The sequence below is a fragment of the Thiocapsa marina 5811 genome, assembly GCF_000223985.1.
GTDB lineage: Bacteria > Pseudomonadota > Gammaproteobacteria > Chromatiales > Chromatiaceae > Thiocapsa > Thiocapsa marina.
In genome coordinates this window covers 102,308-117,948 of sequence record NZ_AFWV01000013.1, presented here as the reverse complement: position 1 = coordinate 117,948, position 15,641 = coordinate 102,308, and the positions used below count along the sequence as shown (strand labels likewise).

Below are 15,641 nucleotides of genomic sequence, written 5' to 3'. Positions count from 1 at the left end.
CGGCGGGGCACGAAAAAGACGTGACGCGGGAGGCTAGCGGAAGAACCCGGTCGCGGCACGACACGGCGCGATCGTTGCGTCAAGGTCGATGGCGTCGGCGATAGGCCTGGATCGCCGCGCCGACGACCGCAACCAGTCGATCGCCGTCTGCTGCCGGGGATGGTGCGATCGAATGGGCCGCGACGCCGGTCGCCGGGGGCGCATCCTCGGGACCCCAGCGCGCCACGGCCTTCGACATCAGCATGAGCAGGCCAACCAGCGTCACCAGGAAGGTAAAGACGATCCCAAGGCCGATGGCCATCAGCCAGAGCCCCTCGATCAAAAGGTCCGCGACGGCAGTATCCATAGCGTCAGGCGCGCATCAGACATCGAAGGGGTTACGACGGACCAGGGTCTCGACCCGGTCCGGACCCGTGGAGACAAGGTCGATCGGGACCCCGCCCAGCTGCTCGATGGTCTCGAGATACGTGCGTGCCGCAGCGGGCAACGCCTCGTAAGAGGTCGTACCGACCGTCGACTCGGACCAGCCCGGGATCTCGATATAGCGAGGCTCGCAACGCTCGAGGGCGTCGGCCCCGATCGGAGGCGAATCGAGGGCATCGCCGTCCAGGACATAGCCCGTGCAGATCTTGATGGTCTCGAGACCGTCGAGTACGTCGAGTTTGGTGATGCAGACGCCGGTGACGCTGTTGATGGCGAGCGATCGTTTGAGTGCGACCATATCGAGCCAACCGCAACGCCGCTTGCGACCGGTGGTCGCGCCGAACTCGTTGCCCCGCTTGCCGAGAAGCTCTCCGACGTCGTCGAACAGCTCAGTCGGGAACGGGCCTGCGCCGACACGCGTGGTGTAGGCCTTGACGATCCCGAGGACATAATCCAGATCTCGCGGGCCGACACCGCTGCCGCTGGCTGCCCCGCCGGCCGTCGTCGTGGACGAGGTCACGTAGGGGTAAGTGCCGTGGTCGATATCGAGCAATGCACCCTGCGCGCCCTCGAACAGGACGTCTTTGCCTTCGGCGCGGCAGCCGTGCAGAAAGCCGGGCACATCCATGACCAGTGGCCGCAGGACCTCGGCGTGGCCGAGGTACTCGTCGAGGACCGCCTCGTAGGACACCGTGGGTGCCTTGAAGTAGTGCTCGAGCGTGAAGTTGTGATACTCCATGACCTCGCGCAAGCGCTCCGCAAAGCGCTGCGTGTCGAGAAGCTCGCCGAGGCGGATGCCGCGACGTGCCGTCTTGTCCTCGTAGGCCGGCCCGATCCCTCGGCCGGTCGTTCCGATCGCCTTGACTCCGCGAGCGAGCTCGCGCGCCTGATCGAGCGCGATGTGGTAGGGCAGGATCAGGGGACAGGCCGCGCTGATGCCGAGGCGCTCGCGGGCCGGCACGCCCGAGGCCTCGAGCATGGCGAGCTCTTCCTGCAACGCCGAGGGCGAGAGCACCACGCCGTTGCCGATCAGGCAGCGCACGCCTTCGCGCAGCACGCCGGAGGGAACCAGATGCAGGACGGTCTTCACGCCGTCGATGACGAGGGTGTGCCCGGCATTGTGGCCCCCCTGAAACCGCACCACGACCGATGCACGGTCGGTGAGGAGGTCCACCACCTTACCTTTGCCTTCATCACCCCATTGGGTGCCGATTACAACGACGTTGTTGCCCATCTTTAGTCATCTACTCCGCGAGGATATCGTCTAGTTCCCAACGCCCGTCACGCTCGACCAGCATCTGCCGGCAGTCCGGATCCCGCAGATCCCGCTCGATCCCGGGCAGCGCATGGACGACCCGCCGACCCGAAGCGCGAAGCCGATCGACGGCCTCCTGCAATGCCGGCGACGTGGACCAGGGCGCGCAGATCGCCGGTGCATTCGGGTCGGACCGCTTTCCGTGACGCAGCAGCTCCTTCAAATCCGTGCTGAAGCCGACGGCGGGTCGTGCGCGACCGAAGACGCGCCCGATGTCGTCGTAACGCCCGCCGCGCGCGATCTCCAACCCCCAGCCGGGGACAAAGGCAGCAAAAACCGCCCCCGTCTTATACCGGTAACCGCGCAGCTCCGCCAGATCGTAATGGATGGAGACGTCCGGGAGCCAGCGACCGAGCTCGTCGGCGAGTCGGCGCAAGTAGTCGACGGCCTCGCGAACCGGGCGATCGGCCTCGCGCAGGAGCGTCTCGGCCCGCGTGAGCGCGTCCGCCCCGTTGAGCTCCGCCAAGGCCGACAACATGCGCGCCGGGGCACCGCCGAGGCCGAGCTGCGCGATCAGCGTCTCGATCTCCGGAACCGCTTTGCGCTGGAGCGCGTCGAACAAGGCGTGCTCGCCGGCGGGCGACAATCCGGCTTGACGCGCGAGACCGCGATAGATGCCTACATGCCCCAGGTCCAGATAGGTTTCCCCGATCCCGGCGGCTCGCAAGGTCAGCATGATCAACCGCAGGATCTCGGTATCGCTCTCGATCCCCGAGTGTCCGTAAATCTCGGCCCCGATCTGCAGGGGGCTACGGGTCCCGGCGAATCCGTCGCTCCGGGTGTGCAGAACCGTCCCGAGATAACACAACCGAGTCGGTGCATCGCGTCTGAGGTGGTGGGCATCGATCCTGGCGACCTGCGGGGTCATGTCGGCGCGCACGCCGAGCAGCCGCCCGCTGAGCTGGTCGGTCAGCTTGAAGGTCTGAAGGTCGAGATCCTGACCGGTTCCGGTCAAGAGCGACTCCAGATAATCGATGAAAGGCGGGATGACGAGCTCGTAGCCCCAGCTCGCGTAGAGATCCAACAGCTCGCGCCGCAGGGTCTCCATGATGCGTGCCTGTGCAGGCAGTACCTCGTCGATCCCGGCCGGCAACAGCCAGCGTTCCTCGTTCATGCGTTCTGTAGCCCCGATTCTTCAGTCTCGATGGGCGCGCCTCGGGCGCGGTACCGCCAGTTGAGCAGCCCAGTTGATCAGCCTTAGTTGACCAAGTAGAGCAGGCCCACGCCCGCGAGCATACTGGCGAGGCCGGCGATGCGCAGCGCACGCTTGTCCTCGGCAGCCATCAGAAGGAGGACGCGTCGAAACCCGTCCGGATTCAGAAAAGGCCAAATGCCTTCGATAACCAACACAAGCGCAAGCGCAACCAAGACATCATGCACCAAGGCGTGACCCCGAGACACTCAATGCGGATCCGAGTGCACCCTGAGCGGGCACGCCGGCCAAAGGCGGGCATCTTTTCAGACGTCGGCGCGTTTGTCCAACGCTAAACCGCGTCGGCGCCGGATACGCGAACGCCTCGGACAGCCGAGGCGTTCGGTGAAGCACGAAGGTCAGGGGGTTACTCCCCGGCGGGGTCGCGGAAGAATCGGAAGAAGTCGGAGTCCGGATCCAAAACCATCACGTCGCGTTCCTGCCCGAGTGCCGATCGGTAGGCACTCAAGCTCCGGAAGAAGGCGTAGAACTCGCGATCCTGGTTGAATGCGTTCGCAAAGATCTGAGCGGCCCGTGCATCGCCCTCGCCTCGCGTCTCCTCGGACTCTCGAAAGGCTTCGGCGACGATGACGGTGCGCTGGCGATCGGCATCCGCGCGGATACGTTCCGCCGCCTCCCCGCCTTGCGCCCGAAGATCCCGGGCGACGCGTTCGCGCTCGGCACGCATCCGCGAGTAGACGGATTCGCTGACCTCGGGCGGCAGGTCGATCTTCTTCACGCGCACGTCCACCACCTCGATCCCGAGATCCTGGGCGTTCTCATTCACCTCCTTGGTCAGCAGGGCCATCAGAGCGAGACGATCGTCGGAGACGACCTCTTGGATCGTGCGCTTGCCGAACTCGTTGCGAAGGCTCGTGTTGACGCGTTCCGACAGAAGGCGAGAGGTTCGTGCAATGCTGCCGCCGGTCGAGCGGAAGAATTGCGCGGCGTTGGAAATGCGCCATTTGGTGTAGGAGTCGACGATGACATCCTTCTTCTCGATCGTGAGGAAACGCTCCGGACGCGAATCCATTGTCTGGATCCGCCGATCGAACACCTTGATATTGTTCAGGACCGGCACCTTGAAATGCAGACCGGGCTGATAGTCGTCACCGATGATCTGACCAAGTCGCAGCTTGATCGCGACCTCGTACTGCTGTACGACGAAGGTGAAGGCATAGACCGCGATCACGAGACCGGCCAAGCCGAGCGGCAAGAAGGTTTTCAGCTTATTCATTGCCGCACCCTCCGATCACGGTCGACCGAGCGTTGCGGGCGATCGGCAGCCTCCGATGCAATGGCCGGGGCGGATGGCTCGGGCTTCGACAGGGTCGCCGCCGTGTCCGGACGCTGCTTGATGAGTTGGTCGATCGGTAGGTAGAGAAGGCTGTCGCCGCCGTTTTCCACATCGATGATGACCTTGTTGCTATCACCCAAGACCTGCTCCATCGTTTCCAGGTAAAGACGCTGGCGCGTCACCTCCGGTGCCATCAGATACTCGGTGAGGATCGCCGTGAAGCGCGCCGTCTCACCTTCGGATCTGGCGACGACCTGATCGCGGTATGCGCGAGCGTCGGCGATGATGCGAGCCGCCTCGCCGCGTGCCTGCGGGAGGACCTCGTTGGCGTAGGCCTCGGCCTGATTCTCCAGCCGCTCCTTGTCCTCACGCGCCTTGATGGCGTCGTCGAAGGCCGCCTTGACCTGCTCCGGCGGTTTTGCCGGCTGCATGTTCACCGACGTCACCAACAAGCCTGTTTGGTATTGGTCCATCAGCGCCTGAACGCGTTCCTGAATGGTGACGGCAACGGCGCCGCGACCTTCCGTCATGACGAAGTCGAGCTTGCTCCCGCCCACGGTCACGCGTACCACCGTGACGGTGGCATCGCGCAGGGTCTGATCCGGATCGGCAACTTGAAACAGGTAGTCGGCAGCGTCTTGGATGCGGGACTGAACGGTCAGCTCCACATCGACGATGTTCTCGTCCTGGGTCAACATCGAGGCGGAGTGGCTGAAGGTCGAGATCTCGTCGACATTGACCTTGGTAACCGTCTCGAATGGCCAAGGGACATGCCAGTGAGGGCCCGGACCCGTGGTATCGACGTAAGCACCGAAGCGCGTCACGACTCCTCGCTCGGCAGGCTCGACGATGTAGATGCCGGTCGCCAGCCAGATGATCAGCAGGATCCCGACGATGATTCCGACGGCGCGCGAGCTGAAGTCTCCGCCGGGGAGATTGAAGCCGCCGCCACCGCCGGACGATCCGCCGGAGGGTTTATTCCCGCCGAACAAACCACCTAGGCGCTCCTGGAGCTTCCGCACGACCTCGTCGAGATCGGGGGGGCCCTGGTCACCGCCGCCCTTGCCGCTCCAAGGGTCTTTGTTACCGCCACCTGGCTCGTTCCAGGCCATAGCTTCTCCGTCTGTCGAATTCGACTGTTGAGTGTTGGATTGAGAGGCGCTCCCGCAAACAGAGGAGCGGGATGCGAGAGAGGCGCACGGACCGATTTTTCCGTGGCCTGTACGCTTTGAGCCCCGAAGCACCCCTTCAGAGTGCCGACGAAGCGCGACGATATCAAGCGATGACGCGATCGAGACCCGATCGACAAGATCACGGATTCTAGGGGAACCAAGGCGCCGAGGGCAAACAGCGTCGGGCGATCGGGCGCGGCCGGCCATGAGGGTACCGGGAAAGGGATCGATCGGGCCGAGCCTTAAACACCCTCTTTGTCCTCCGAGAACCGCGTGTTTCTGGCCGCGAGACGCTCCCGATCCGGTCGCCCGATGATGAGATCCATGGACCATCCCCCGGCCGGTTTGGGCACGTCCGAGAGGATCTGCGCATGCTCGAATAACCAGGCACGCAGGCGCCCTTCATCCGGTTCGAGATCCAGCGAGCAGCGAATCCGGTCGCGCCCCAACCACTCGGAGATCGCCTGAAGGAGTAGATCGACCCCCGCCCCCGTGTGCGCGGACAACCAGACACGGCTCGGGAAACCGGCCGAATCCCGTTCGATTCGCGGCGACTCGTCGGGGAGCAGATCGACCTTGTTGTAGACCTCCAGACGCGGGATCTCGTCGCTGCCGATCTCGGCGAGCACCTGCTCCACGTCGGCCGCGAGACGGGACCGATGCGGCGCCGAGGCCTCCACGACATGGAGCAAGAGCGAAGCGTTGCGCGTCTCCTCGAGCGTCGAGCGGAACGCCGCCACCAATTCATGCGGGAGCCGGCCGACGAAGCCCACCGTGTCGGCGACGAGCACCCGGCCACCGTCCGCAAGGGTCAGGCGGCGCAAGGTCGGATCCAATGTCGCGAAGAGCTGATCGGCCTGAAAGACACCGGCCTCGGTCAAGCGGTTGAAGAGCGTGGACTTGCCCGCGTTGGTGTAGCCCACGAGCGAGAGCACAGGCAGCTCGGCCTTGTCCCGCGCCTTGCGCCCTTGGGCGCGCTGGACCTGGATGCGGTCCAGACGCCGATCGAGCACCGTCATCCGCTTGGCAAGGAGCCGCCGGTCGGTCTCGAGCTGCGTCTCGCCGGGTCCACGCAGGCCGATGCCGCCTTTCTGGCGCTCCAAGTGGGTCCATCCGCGCACCAGCCGGGTCGACATGTGCTTGAGCTGCGCAAGCTCGACCTGCAGCTTGCCTTCGAAGGATCGCGCACGCTGCGCGAAGATGTCGAGAATCAGGCCGGAGCGATCCACGACCCGGCATTTCACGAGGCGCTCGAGGTTGCGCTCCTGGCCGGGCGAGAGCGGATGATTGACGATCACCAGCTCCGCTCCCGTACCCGCGACCAGCGCGATCAGCTCGTCGCACTTGCCGGTTCCGATGAAAAGCTTCGGATCGGGCGCCGAGCGCGATCCGCCCAGGGTGCCGACAACCTCGGCGCCCGCGGCGACCGCCAGGCGTCGAAACTCCTCGCGCTCGTCGGGCTCGGCGGTCGAGCCGATGTCCAGGTGCACCAAAACAGCGCGCTCGCCGGCGCTCGGGCGTTCAAACACGGCAACCTCCTTCGCGGCGACGAAGGTCCGTACGCGGGCCGATCAGCGCTTCAGCTCGATCATGTGTTGCCCGGCTCGGGCAGCGCCCCTTCGGCCGGTGGGAGCTTGACGTTTCGCGCAGGCACGACGGTCGATATCGCATGCTTGTAAATCATCTGGCTGACGTTGTTTTTCAACAACACGACGAACTGATCGAAGGACTCGATCTGGCCCTGTAATTTGATCCCGTTGACCAGAAAGATGGACACGGGGACGCGTTCCTTCCTCAGGGCGTTCAGAAAAGGGTCTTGGAGGCTTTGGCCTTTAGACATGGAGTGACTCCTTATTGTTGTGGTCGCCCAACTGTGGTGGTCGCCCGATTGTTGTGGTCGCCTGGTGTTGCCCGGCAAAAATGCCCGGCTGTGATCGCTGCCGATCAAGCCGGGGATGGAGCAGGCGGGACAGCAGCCGGGACAGGCATACCCGCCGAAAAAGCCTCGTTTAAACCGCGTCTCACCGGGATCGAGGATGTCTCCGAAGCCAAACGCACGATGAAAACGACGCAGGTCGCTCCGGACGCGGTTTAGTGTCGTCGAAAAGCTGCACTTTCACCAGACCACCGCGCATCGCTCCGATCCTTGTCGAAGCAAAAAAGCACATCGGCATCGTCGCCGCAACACCTTGACGATGTTGACGACAAACGCTAGCAAGTAGAGTGCCATGTATCCGACGACAACGCCGGACGGCGCCGCGATCAAACCGACGGGTAGAAGACACCGGAACGCGCCAGGCGTTCAACCCGGAAGACTCGCATCGAAATGCGTCAACGCGGATGCGGCGACGTTGATCGCACGATCCCGATCAGACGCAGTGCCGCGTCGAGCGGATCCGGATCGTCGGCGAGCCAATGGGTCGCCGTCTCGGCACGCAGCCAGGTGAGCTGGCGCTTGGCGAGTTGTCTGGAGGCAACGATGCCTTTCAGGCACATCGCCTCGGCATCGAGCGCGCCGTCGAGATAGCTCCAGACCTGACGATACCCGACCGAACGCATCGACGGGAGGTCCGCGGCGAGATCGCCGCGTGCGCGCAGACGCGCGACCTCATCGACCAGACCTTGCTCCAGCATCGTGCGGAAGCGCGATGCGATGCGCTCGCGCAGCACGTCGCGATCCGCCGGGGCGCGCACCAATTTGAGGAGGCGATACGGCAGCTCGGCGCTCTCGGCGGCCGAGGCGATCAGTGCGCTCATCGACCGGCCCGTCAGGGCGTGAATCTCCAACGCACGCTGAATGCGCTGCGGATCGTTGGGGTGGATCCGAGCCGCCGCGGGCGGGTCCAGCCGCTTCAGTCGCGCGTGCATCGCGGACCAGCCGATGAAGGCGGCCTCGTCGGACAAGGCTTGGCGGAGCAGCGGATCCGCGCTCGGAAGTCGGGCCAAGCCCTGTTGCAGCGCCTTGAAATAGAGCATGGTGCCGCCGACCAAGAGCGGGATCCGGCCCTGCGCGCTGATCTGCGCCATGGCCGCGAGGGCGTCATCACGAAAGCGCGCCGTCGAGTAGGCCTCGGCGGGATCCAGGATATCGATCAAGCGATGCGGCGCACGGGCAAGCACATCGGGCGTCGGCTTGGCCGTACCGATATCCATGCCCCGATACACCATCGCAGAATCGACGCTGACGATCTCGCACGGCAGGCGCTGCACCAGCTCCACGGCCAGATCCGTCTTGCCGGACGCGGTCGGGCCCATGAGCAGGATCGCGAGGGGACGTTGCTCGGGCACGTCGCTCGATCCTGCGTGCACGGGGCCTTCGGATGAATCCGTCACATGGGTATCCCGACTCAGCGCCCGCGCGAGAACCAGCGATCGAGCTCGTCGTAGCCCACCCGGATCCAGGTCGGACGGCCGTGATTGCATTGATCGATCCGCTCGACACGCTCCATGTCGCGCAGCAATCCGTTCATCTCCTCCAGGGTCAGGCGTCGATTGGCCCGCACGGCGCCATGGCAGGCCATGGTGGAGAGGACCGCGTTGACGGCCTCGTCGAGTCGGGCACTGCTGCCGTGGACGGCCAGATCCGCGAGAAGATCGCGCACCAGGCCCTCGTGATCGGCTTGCCGCAGCAATGCCGGGACCTCGCGCACCACCAGGGTACCGGCATCGATACGGTCGATGACCAGACCCACCGCGATCAGGTCATCTCTCCGGGATGCGATCAGCTCGGCCTCGCGCGGGGCTACCGAGACGGGCACCGGGACCAACAGCGGCTGGCGAATCACGGCGCCGGAGCGCCAGCTCGTCTTCAGCCGCTCGTAGCCGATGCGTTCGTGGGCTGCATGGATGTCGACGATGATCAGACCGTCCGGTGTCTGGGCCAGAAGGTAGACCCCGTTGATCTGTGCAACGGCGTAACCGAGCGGATGCGCCTGTCCGTCCTCGCGGCTTGTGCGCTCGAGCGTGCCGTCGTCCCCGGCTCCCGCGGGCGGCTGCTGAAACGCCAGATCGGCACGCAAGCGTTCGGAATATCCGCCGCGTCCGTCGCCGACGCTCAGGGGAAGATGCAGCGTGGGGCCCGAAACGCCCCCGAAACGGGCCGGCGGCCCCTCGTGCCCGCGCGGCGCCGAGCCCGGCGCAAACGTGCTCGGCGTCTCGGCGACTTGCACCGGCTCGCCGAGTACCCCGGCCGAAAGACGCCGCTGAAGCACCCGAAAGATGAAGTCGTGCACCTGTCGGCCTTCCCGGAAACGCACCTCGTGCTTGGCCGGATGAACATTGCAGTCGACCATGCGCGCAGGCAGCTCGAGAAACAACAGATAGGCGGGATGCCGGCCGTGATGGAGCAGGTCGCTGAAGGCCTGTCGCACCGCATGGCTCACCAGCTTGTCGCGGACCATGCGTCCGTTGACGTAGAAGAACTGCTGATCGGCCTGACTGCGGGAGAACGCGGGCCGCACGACCCAACCCCGCAGGCGCAGATCGATGGCCTCCTCGTCCAGGGTCAATGCCTGCTCGGCAAAGGCGTTTCCGAGCAAGGTCTCGAGACGGGCGCGTTGCCCCGCAGCGTCGGCCGCGGCCGGCAGGTCGTAGACTGTTCTGCCGTTGTGGCGCAACTGAAAGGCGATCTCCGGACGCGCCAAGGCGATGCGCCGCACCACCTGCTCCAGATGGCCGAGCTCGGTCTTTTCGGTGCGCAGAAACTTACGGCGTGCCGGGGTGTTGTAGAAGAGATCCTGGACATCCACGCTGGTCCCCGGCGGATGTGCGGCCGGCCGCGGCTCCCCCAAGGCCCCGTCGCTGCCGACCGTGACCTCGAGGGCCGTGGACGCGTCGCGGCTGCGCGAGATCAGACGCAGCCGACTCACCGAGGCGATGCTCGGCAGTGCCTCGCCGCGGAACCCAAGGGTCGCGACCGCCTCCAGATCGCTCAACTCGGCGACCTTGCTGGTGGCATGACGCGAGAGCGCCAAGACCAGCTCGTCCGGCGGGATGCCGCGCCCGTCGTCGCGCACGCGCAGCCGCTTGATGCCGCCGCGCTCCACATCGATCTCCACCCGTGTGCACCCGGCGTCGAGACTGTTCTCGATCAACTCCTTGGCAACCGCGGCCGGACGCTCGACAACCTCGCCCGCGGCGATCTGATTGACGAGATGACTGGAGAGGATCCGGATCGGTCTGGACATGCACGGATGGGAACAGAAGCGCGGGGCGCGGGCAAGGGGAGCCTCCTGCCTCCTGCCGCCTGCTATCAGCACAGCACGACTCCGAACGCACGTACGGTCGAGGTCGGACGCTGTGTAACCGCAGGGGAATCGCCCTTATGCCGAACAGGTGCGGCACGCCCGTCGCCTGCAGCGCGAGGCTGACGACTGACGGCTGACGGCTGACGGCTGGAGGCAGGCGGCTGAAGACTCGGCGCAACCGGCCTCAGGAATCCTCCGGAATCGCCAGCACTTGCCCTACCCGGATCATGTCGTCGTTCAGACCGTTGCGGGCGCGCAGGGCCGAGATGCTCACGCTGTGCCGCTTGGCAATCCCGGAGAGGGTATCGCCCGGACCGATGACGTATTCGCGCGCGCCTGCACCGCCCTGCGACGAGGCATCGACGAGCATCCCGTGAGGCGGATACTTGCGGAAGTACCCCGACACGCCGGCCATAATCGCCTCGGCGAGCTCCCGCTGATGGCCGCGATCACGCAGTCGCTTCTCTTCTTCGGGGTTGCTGATGAAGGCGACCTCGACCAGGACCGAAGGCACGTCCGGCGCCTTGAGAACGGCAAACCCCGCTCGCTGCACGTCGCCGCGATGGACCACGCCCAACCGACCGAGATTGGCGAGAACCATGGCCGCGGCCTCGGTGCTGTGCTCGATGGTCGCGTTCTGCGTCATATCCATCAGCACCGTCGCCAGCAGGTCATCGTTGGTCGCGAGATCGACGCCGCCGATCAGATCCGCGCTGTTCTCGCGACTCGCCAGCCATTTCGCCGCCTCGCTGCTCGCCCCGCTGAAGGACAGCGTGTAGACCGACGAGCCTCTCGCAGTCGCGTTGGTAAAGGCATCGGCATGGATCGACACGAAGAGATCGGCGCGACGCTCGCGCGCGATCGCGATGCGTTCCTGCAGCCCGACGTAATAATCGCCGTCGCGGATCAGCAGCGCCTCGAGACCCGGCTCGCGCTCGACGAGCTTGGCGAGCTCGCGCGCGATCGCAAGGGTGACGTCCTTCTCCAGGGTTCCCGCGGCACCGATGGCACCGGGATCCTCGCCGCCGTGACCGGCGTCGATCGCGACGACGATCGTAGGACCGTCAGCCCGACGCGCCCCGCTCTTGCGAACCGCCGAATTCGGAAACGATGGAAGCGCGACACGCCGCACGCTCGAACCATTCTTCGGTGTCAGGTCGATGATCAGCCGATGTCCGTAGCGCTCGTTCGGGCTCAGTGTAAAGCTCTTGGCCCTGACAGCTTGCTTGAGATCCAGGACGATACGCAGGTGTGAGCTGCCCCTCACCCCGCCGCGCAGGCCGACCAGCACGGGGTCGCCGAGGTCGACCTTCGGCAGATTGCTCTGCATGCGTGCATCGTCGAGGTCGATGACGAGACGATCGGGCTCGTCCAGCGGAAAGATCCGGTGGGTGATCGCCGAGGAGGTCTCGAAGACCAACCGGGTCTTTTCCGGATCGGTCCAGACCCGCGTACCCTGCACCGATGCCTGCTCCGCGTAGACGGCCTGCGCCGAAACAGCGAGCAGCATCAAAAAAAGAAGCGGCGAGATCAGCCTGTTCACACGCACGGCCTTCCGGTTGCTCCCGATCCGATCGATCGTACGTTGAAAGATAGCATGCCGAGAAACGGCTTTCCACGTTGCATCATTGGATTACATCCGACTTCTCAGGAGATGCGCAGCTCGCCGAGTCCGCGCAACCGAGACCGACCAACCCCTCGAGCACGGACTCGCCAGACGGCGTTCGGGCCGAGAGAAGCAGGCGACGGCCGGCGGCGGCGTATTCGATCGCGATCACCAGGTCGGGCGACGGCAACATCCCGAGACCGCGTTCGGGCCACTCCACCATCCAGACCGCATCCTCGGCGAGCAGGTCGCGCAGGCCCAGATACTCGAGCTCCTGCGGATCTCCGAGGCGATAGAGATCCAGGTGATTGAGACGCCTCTCCCCGATCTCGTAGGGTTCGAGCAGGGTGTAGGTCGGGCTGCGCACGGCGCCGCGATGACCGAGTCCCGCGAGAATGCCGCGGGTGAGGGTCGTCTTTCCGGTCCCCAGGTCGCCCTCGAGGTAGACGATCAGTCGCGGCGGCAAGAGCGCGGCGAGCCGTGCTCCGAAGGCCAGCTGTGCATCGGGATCGGGCAGCCGTTGCTCCATCATGATTCCTCCCGCCCAGCGGGCACTCGGTTGGCCACCGGGCGTAGGGCGGCGACGATATCGCCCGCAACGAGCCCGCGCTCGCCCGTCCGCGCGGCCCGATCCCCGGCGGCCGCGTGCAGACAAACGCCGGCGCAAGCGGCGTCCTCCGCATCGAGACCCTGAGCGCGCAAGGCGCCGATGATCCCGGTGAGTACATCCCCGGAACCGGCGGTGGCCATCCCGGGGTTGCCGTCGCTGCAGACCGCAAGCGGGCGTAAAGGCTCGCTCCCGATCAGCGTCCCGGCGCCTTTCAGGACGACGACACCGCCGTAGCGTCCCTGCAGCGCGTGCACGGCGGCCGGACGATCCTGCTCGATCGCAGCGACGCCGGTCCCGAGCAGGCGTGCCGCCTCCCCCGGATGCGGCGTCAGCACCCAATCCGGCCCCGACCGCGGCGCCTCGGCGAGGAGATTCAGGGCGTCGGCATCGACGACCATCGGCCTGTCGAGGCCAAGGACATGCTCCGCGAGATCGCGGCCCCACGCCTCGCGACCCAGCCCGGGGCCGATCGCGACGACATCGGCCCGTGCCATCAGGGGGGCGAGGTCCGCCGACGTCTCGACCGCCGAGACCATCAGCTCGGGGCGCGAGAGGTTCAGCCAAGCGGCATGTGCCGGATGCGTCGCGATCGTGACCGATCCGGCGCCGGCCCGGAACGCGGCCTCGCCGGCGAGGCGCACGGCGCCGGACATTCCGGGTGCGCCGCCGATCACCAACAGGTGTCCGAAGGTGCCCTTGTGCGCGGTGCGGGGGCGTCGCCCGAAACGCCCCGATTGCTGATCCCAGTCGATGCGCCGCGCCGAGGCCACCTCGCTGGAATAGACCATGGCCGGGACCGCCAGCGCGCTGAAGCGGATCTCGCCGCAGTACTCCGGCCCGGCCCCGATGAAGAGACCTTGCTTGAGTCCGATGAAGCTGACGGTGAGATCCGCGCGCACCGCCACGCCCATGACCTGCCCGGTATCGGCATGTAGACCGGAGGGAATGTCGACGGCCAACACCGGCGCGCGCTGGCTGTCGAGTGCTTGAATGGCCTCGGCCCAGAGCCCCTCGACCGGACGTTCCAGCCCGGTCCCGAAGACGGCATCGACCAGGACATCCGATCGCCGCGGCAATCCACGATAGGGCTCGATCGTCCCGCCCGCGTCGCGCCAGCCGGCGCGACTGAGGGCCGCATCGCCCGTGATGCGTTGCGGATCCCCGAGCTGCAACAGGCGCACGGATAGACCCTCGGCCCGTGCCAAGCGCGCGATCACATAGCCGTCGCCGCCGTTGTTGCCGACACCGACCAGAACGGTGAGGTCACGCGCGTCCGGCCAGCGTTTGCGCAGGGCTCGATAGGCGACCTCGCCGGCCCGGTTCATCAGCTCGATGCCCGGGATGCCGTGCCGCTCGATCGCGCACCGGTCGAGGTTGCGCACCTGCTCGGCGCGATAGAGCGCATGCGGCAGTCGATCGCTGTCGGGCATCGGATTAATCCGCGGCGGGGATGGCATTCGAGACTCCAGCACGGAATCGATCGCAGACGACGCGAGACACATGACTCCGAAGACGGGTCGCGTCGATGAGGCAGGGTATCGTGAGGCGCTCGGCGTTCATGGCTCCCGATATGCTCGATGGGTTGAGTCGACGGCGCCGTTCCCGAACAAAGCGTTCGAGTCGGCTTCGAATGCGGTCTATTCTTGCCGGAATCCGCAATCGCCGAGACACGACGACCTCGAATGATACCGCCCGCAGAGCTTGTCGCCCGCATCAAGCACCGGGGTCTGGAGCTCGGCTTCCAGCAGGTCGGGATCACCGACACCGATCTGGCGTCGGCCGAGTCGCGTCTGCTGGCCTGGCTCGCCGAGGGCCGTCAGGGCACCATGGACTACATGGCCCGCCATGGCGTCAAACGCTCGCGCCCCGCGGACCTGGTGCCCGGCACGGTCCGGGTGATCTCGGTGCGGATGGACTATCTGCCCGAGTCGCACCGGGCGATGCAGACCGCGCTCGAGGATCCGCCGCGCGCCTTTATCTCGCGTTACGCGCTGGGTCGCGACTATCACAAGCTGCTCAGACGGCGGCTACAGCGCCTCGCCGAGCATATCCTCGCCGAAATCGGCCCCTTCGGCTACCGGGTCTTCGTCGACTCCGCACCCGTGCTCGAGAAACCGCTGGCCGAGAAGGCCGGACTCGGCTGGATCGGCAAGCACACCAACCTCATCCACCCCAAGGCCGGCTCATGGTTCTTTCTCGGCGAAATCTACACCGATCTCGCGTTGCCGATCGACACCCCGCTGACCGATCACTGCGGCCGCTGTCGGGCCTGCATCGATGTCTGTCCGACCCGCGCGATCGTCGCACCCTACGAGCTGGATGCCCGCTTGTGCATCTCGTACCTGACGATCGAGCATGCCGGCACCATCCCCGAGCCGCTGCGCCCCCTGATGGGCAACCGCATCTACGGCTGCGACGACTGCCAATTGGTCTGTCCCTGGAATCGCTTCGCACGGCTCGCCGTCGAGCCTGATTTTCAGGCGCGCCAAGGACTGGATACGGCCTCGCTCGTCGAGCTCTTCGGCTGGGACGAGACGACCTTTCTCGACCGGACGCAAGGCTCCGCAATCCGTCGCATCGGCCACATCCGTTGGCTGCGCAATATCGCCGTCGCCCTCGGCAACGCCCCGGCGTCGCCCGAGGTCAAACAAGCCCTGGTCAGCCGTGCAGACCATCCGCAGGCCCTGGTTCGGGAGCATGTCGGCTGGGCGCTGGAGCGGGTCGGTTAAACCGCACCAGCTTCGACAGTCACCGGAGCTGAGGCGGCCGAACCATGTCAA

At 65.8% G+C, this 15,641-nt stretch carries 14 protein-coding genes; 1 reads left to right on the top strand and 13 read right to left on the bottom strand.

Annotated features, from left to right (window positions below):
• Positions 1–79 precede the first annotated feature (79 nt).
• The 13 genes from THIMADRAFT_RS18700 to THIMADRAFT_RS18640 all read right to left on the bottom strand — a co-directional run bounded on the left by THIMADRAFT_RS18700 (position 80) and on the right by THIMADRAFT_RS18640 (position 14,291).
• Positions 80–346, bottom strand: a complete 267-nt coding sequence (locus tag THIMADRAFT_RS18700; RefSeq protein WP_007194659.1) for an OadG family protein — start codon at positions 344–346, stop codon at positions 80–82.
• A 15-nt stretch (positions 347–361) separates the two neighbouring features.
• Positions 362–1,657, bottom strand: coding sequence for an adenylosuccinate synthase (locus tag THIMADRAFT_RS18695; RefSeq protein WP_007194658.1), 1,296 nt, complete (start codon positions 1,655–1,657; stop codon positions 362–364).
• A 10-nt stretch (positions 1,658–1,667) separates the two neighbouring features.
• Complete coding sequence (locus tag THIMADRAFT_RS18690; protein ID WP_007194657.1) at positions 1,668–2,852, bottom strand: ATP phosphoribosyltransferase regulatory subunit; 1,185 nt, start codon at positions 2,850–2,852, stop codon at positions 1,668–1,670.
• Positions 2,853–2,935: 83 nt separating this feature from the next.
• On the bottom strand, positions 2,936–3,139 hold the full coding sequence (locus THIMADRAFT_RS18685; protein WP_007194656.1) for a DUF2065 domain-containing protein: 204 nt from the start codon (positions 3,137–3,139) through the stop codon (positions 2,936–2,938).
• A gap of 158 nt (positions 3,140–3,297) precedes the next feature.
• Complete coding sequence (gene hflC, locus THIMADRAFT_RS18680) at positions 3,298–4,167, bottom strand: protease modulator HflC (RefSeq protein ID WP_007194655.1); 870 nt, start codon at positions 4,165–4,167, stop codon at positions 3,298–3,300.
• Positions 4,164–5,339 (bottom strand): FtsH protease activity modulator HflK, encoded by a 1,176-nt coding sequence (hflK, locus tag THIMADRAFT_RS18675; protein WP_007194654.1) that lies wholly within the window; start codon positions 5,337–5,339, stop codon positions 4,164–4,166. The genes hflC and hflK overlap by 4 nt, the downstream gene beginning before the upstream one ends.
• Before the next feature lie 302 nt (positions 5,340–5,641).
• Entirely contained in the window at positions 5,642–6,928 is a 1,287-nt protein-coding gene (gene hflX / locus THIMADRAFT_RS18670; RefSeq protein ID WP_007194653.1) for a ribosome rescue GTPase HflX, read from the bottom strand.
• A gap of 59 nt (positions 6,929–6,987) precedes the next feature.
• Positions 6,988–7,239 carry an RNA chaperone Hfq gene (hfq, locus tag THIMADRAFT_RS18665; RefSeq protein ID WP_007194652.1) on the bottom strand — a complete coding sequence of 84 codons (252 nt, stop codon included), beginning with the start codon at positions 7,237–7,239 and terminating at the stop codon, positions 6,988–6,990.
• A gap of 491 nt (positions 7,240–7,730) precedes the next feature.
• Entirely contained in the window at positions 7,731–8,654 is a 924-nt protein-coding gene (gene miaA, locus THIMADRAFT_RS18660) for a tRNA (adenosine(37)-N6)-dimethylallyltransferase MiaA (RefSeq protein WP_040732414.1), read from the bottom strand.
• Between the two features lie 92 nt (positions 8,655–8,746).
• On the bottom strand, positions 8,747–10,585 hold the full coding sequence (mutL, locus tag THIMADRAFT_RS18655) for a DNA mismatch repair endonuclease MutL (protein ID WP_040732285.1): 1,839 nt from the start codon (positions 10,583–10,585) through the stop codon (positions 8,747–8,749).
• 244 nt (positions 10,586–10,829) lie between these two features.
• Complete coding sequence (locus tag THIMADRAFT_RS18650) at positions 10,830–12,194, bottom strand: N-acetylmuramoyl-L-alanine amidase (RefSeq protein WP_007194649.1); 1,365 nt, start codon at positions 12,192–12,194, stop codon at positions 10,830–10,832.
• Between the two features lie 76 nt (positions 12,195–12,270).
• Positions 12,271–12,780 carry a tRNA (adenosine(37)-N6)-threonylcarbamoyltransferase complex ATPase subunit type 1 TsaE gene (gene tsaE / locus THIMADRAFT_RS18645; protein WP_007194648.1) on the bottom strand — a complete coding sequence of 170 codons (510 nt, stop codon included), beginning with the start codon at positions 12,778–12,780 and terminating at the stop codon, positions 12,271–12,273.
• On the bottom strand, positions 12,780–14,291 hold the full coding sequence (locus THIMADRAFT_RS18640; RefSeq protein WP_040732280.1) for a bifunctional ADP-dependent NAD(P)H-hydrate dehydratase/NAD(P)H-hydrate epimerase: 1,512 nt from the start codon (positions 14,289–14,291) through the stop codon (positions 12,780–12,782). The genes tsaE and THIMADRAFT_RS18640 overlap by 1 nt, the downstream gene beginning before the upstream one ends.
• Before the next feature lie 252 nt (positions 14,292–14,543).
• Between THIMADRAFT_RS18640 and queG the strand changes: the two genes are divergently transcribed.
• A complete protein-coding gene (gene queG / locus THIMADRAFT_RS18635; protein ID WP_007194646.1) occupies positions 14,544–15,590 on the top strand; it encodes a tRNA epoxyqueuosine(34) reductase QueG in 1,047 nt (348 codons plus the stop codon).
• The last annotated feature ends 51 nt before the right edge of the window (positions 15,591–15,641 follow it).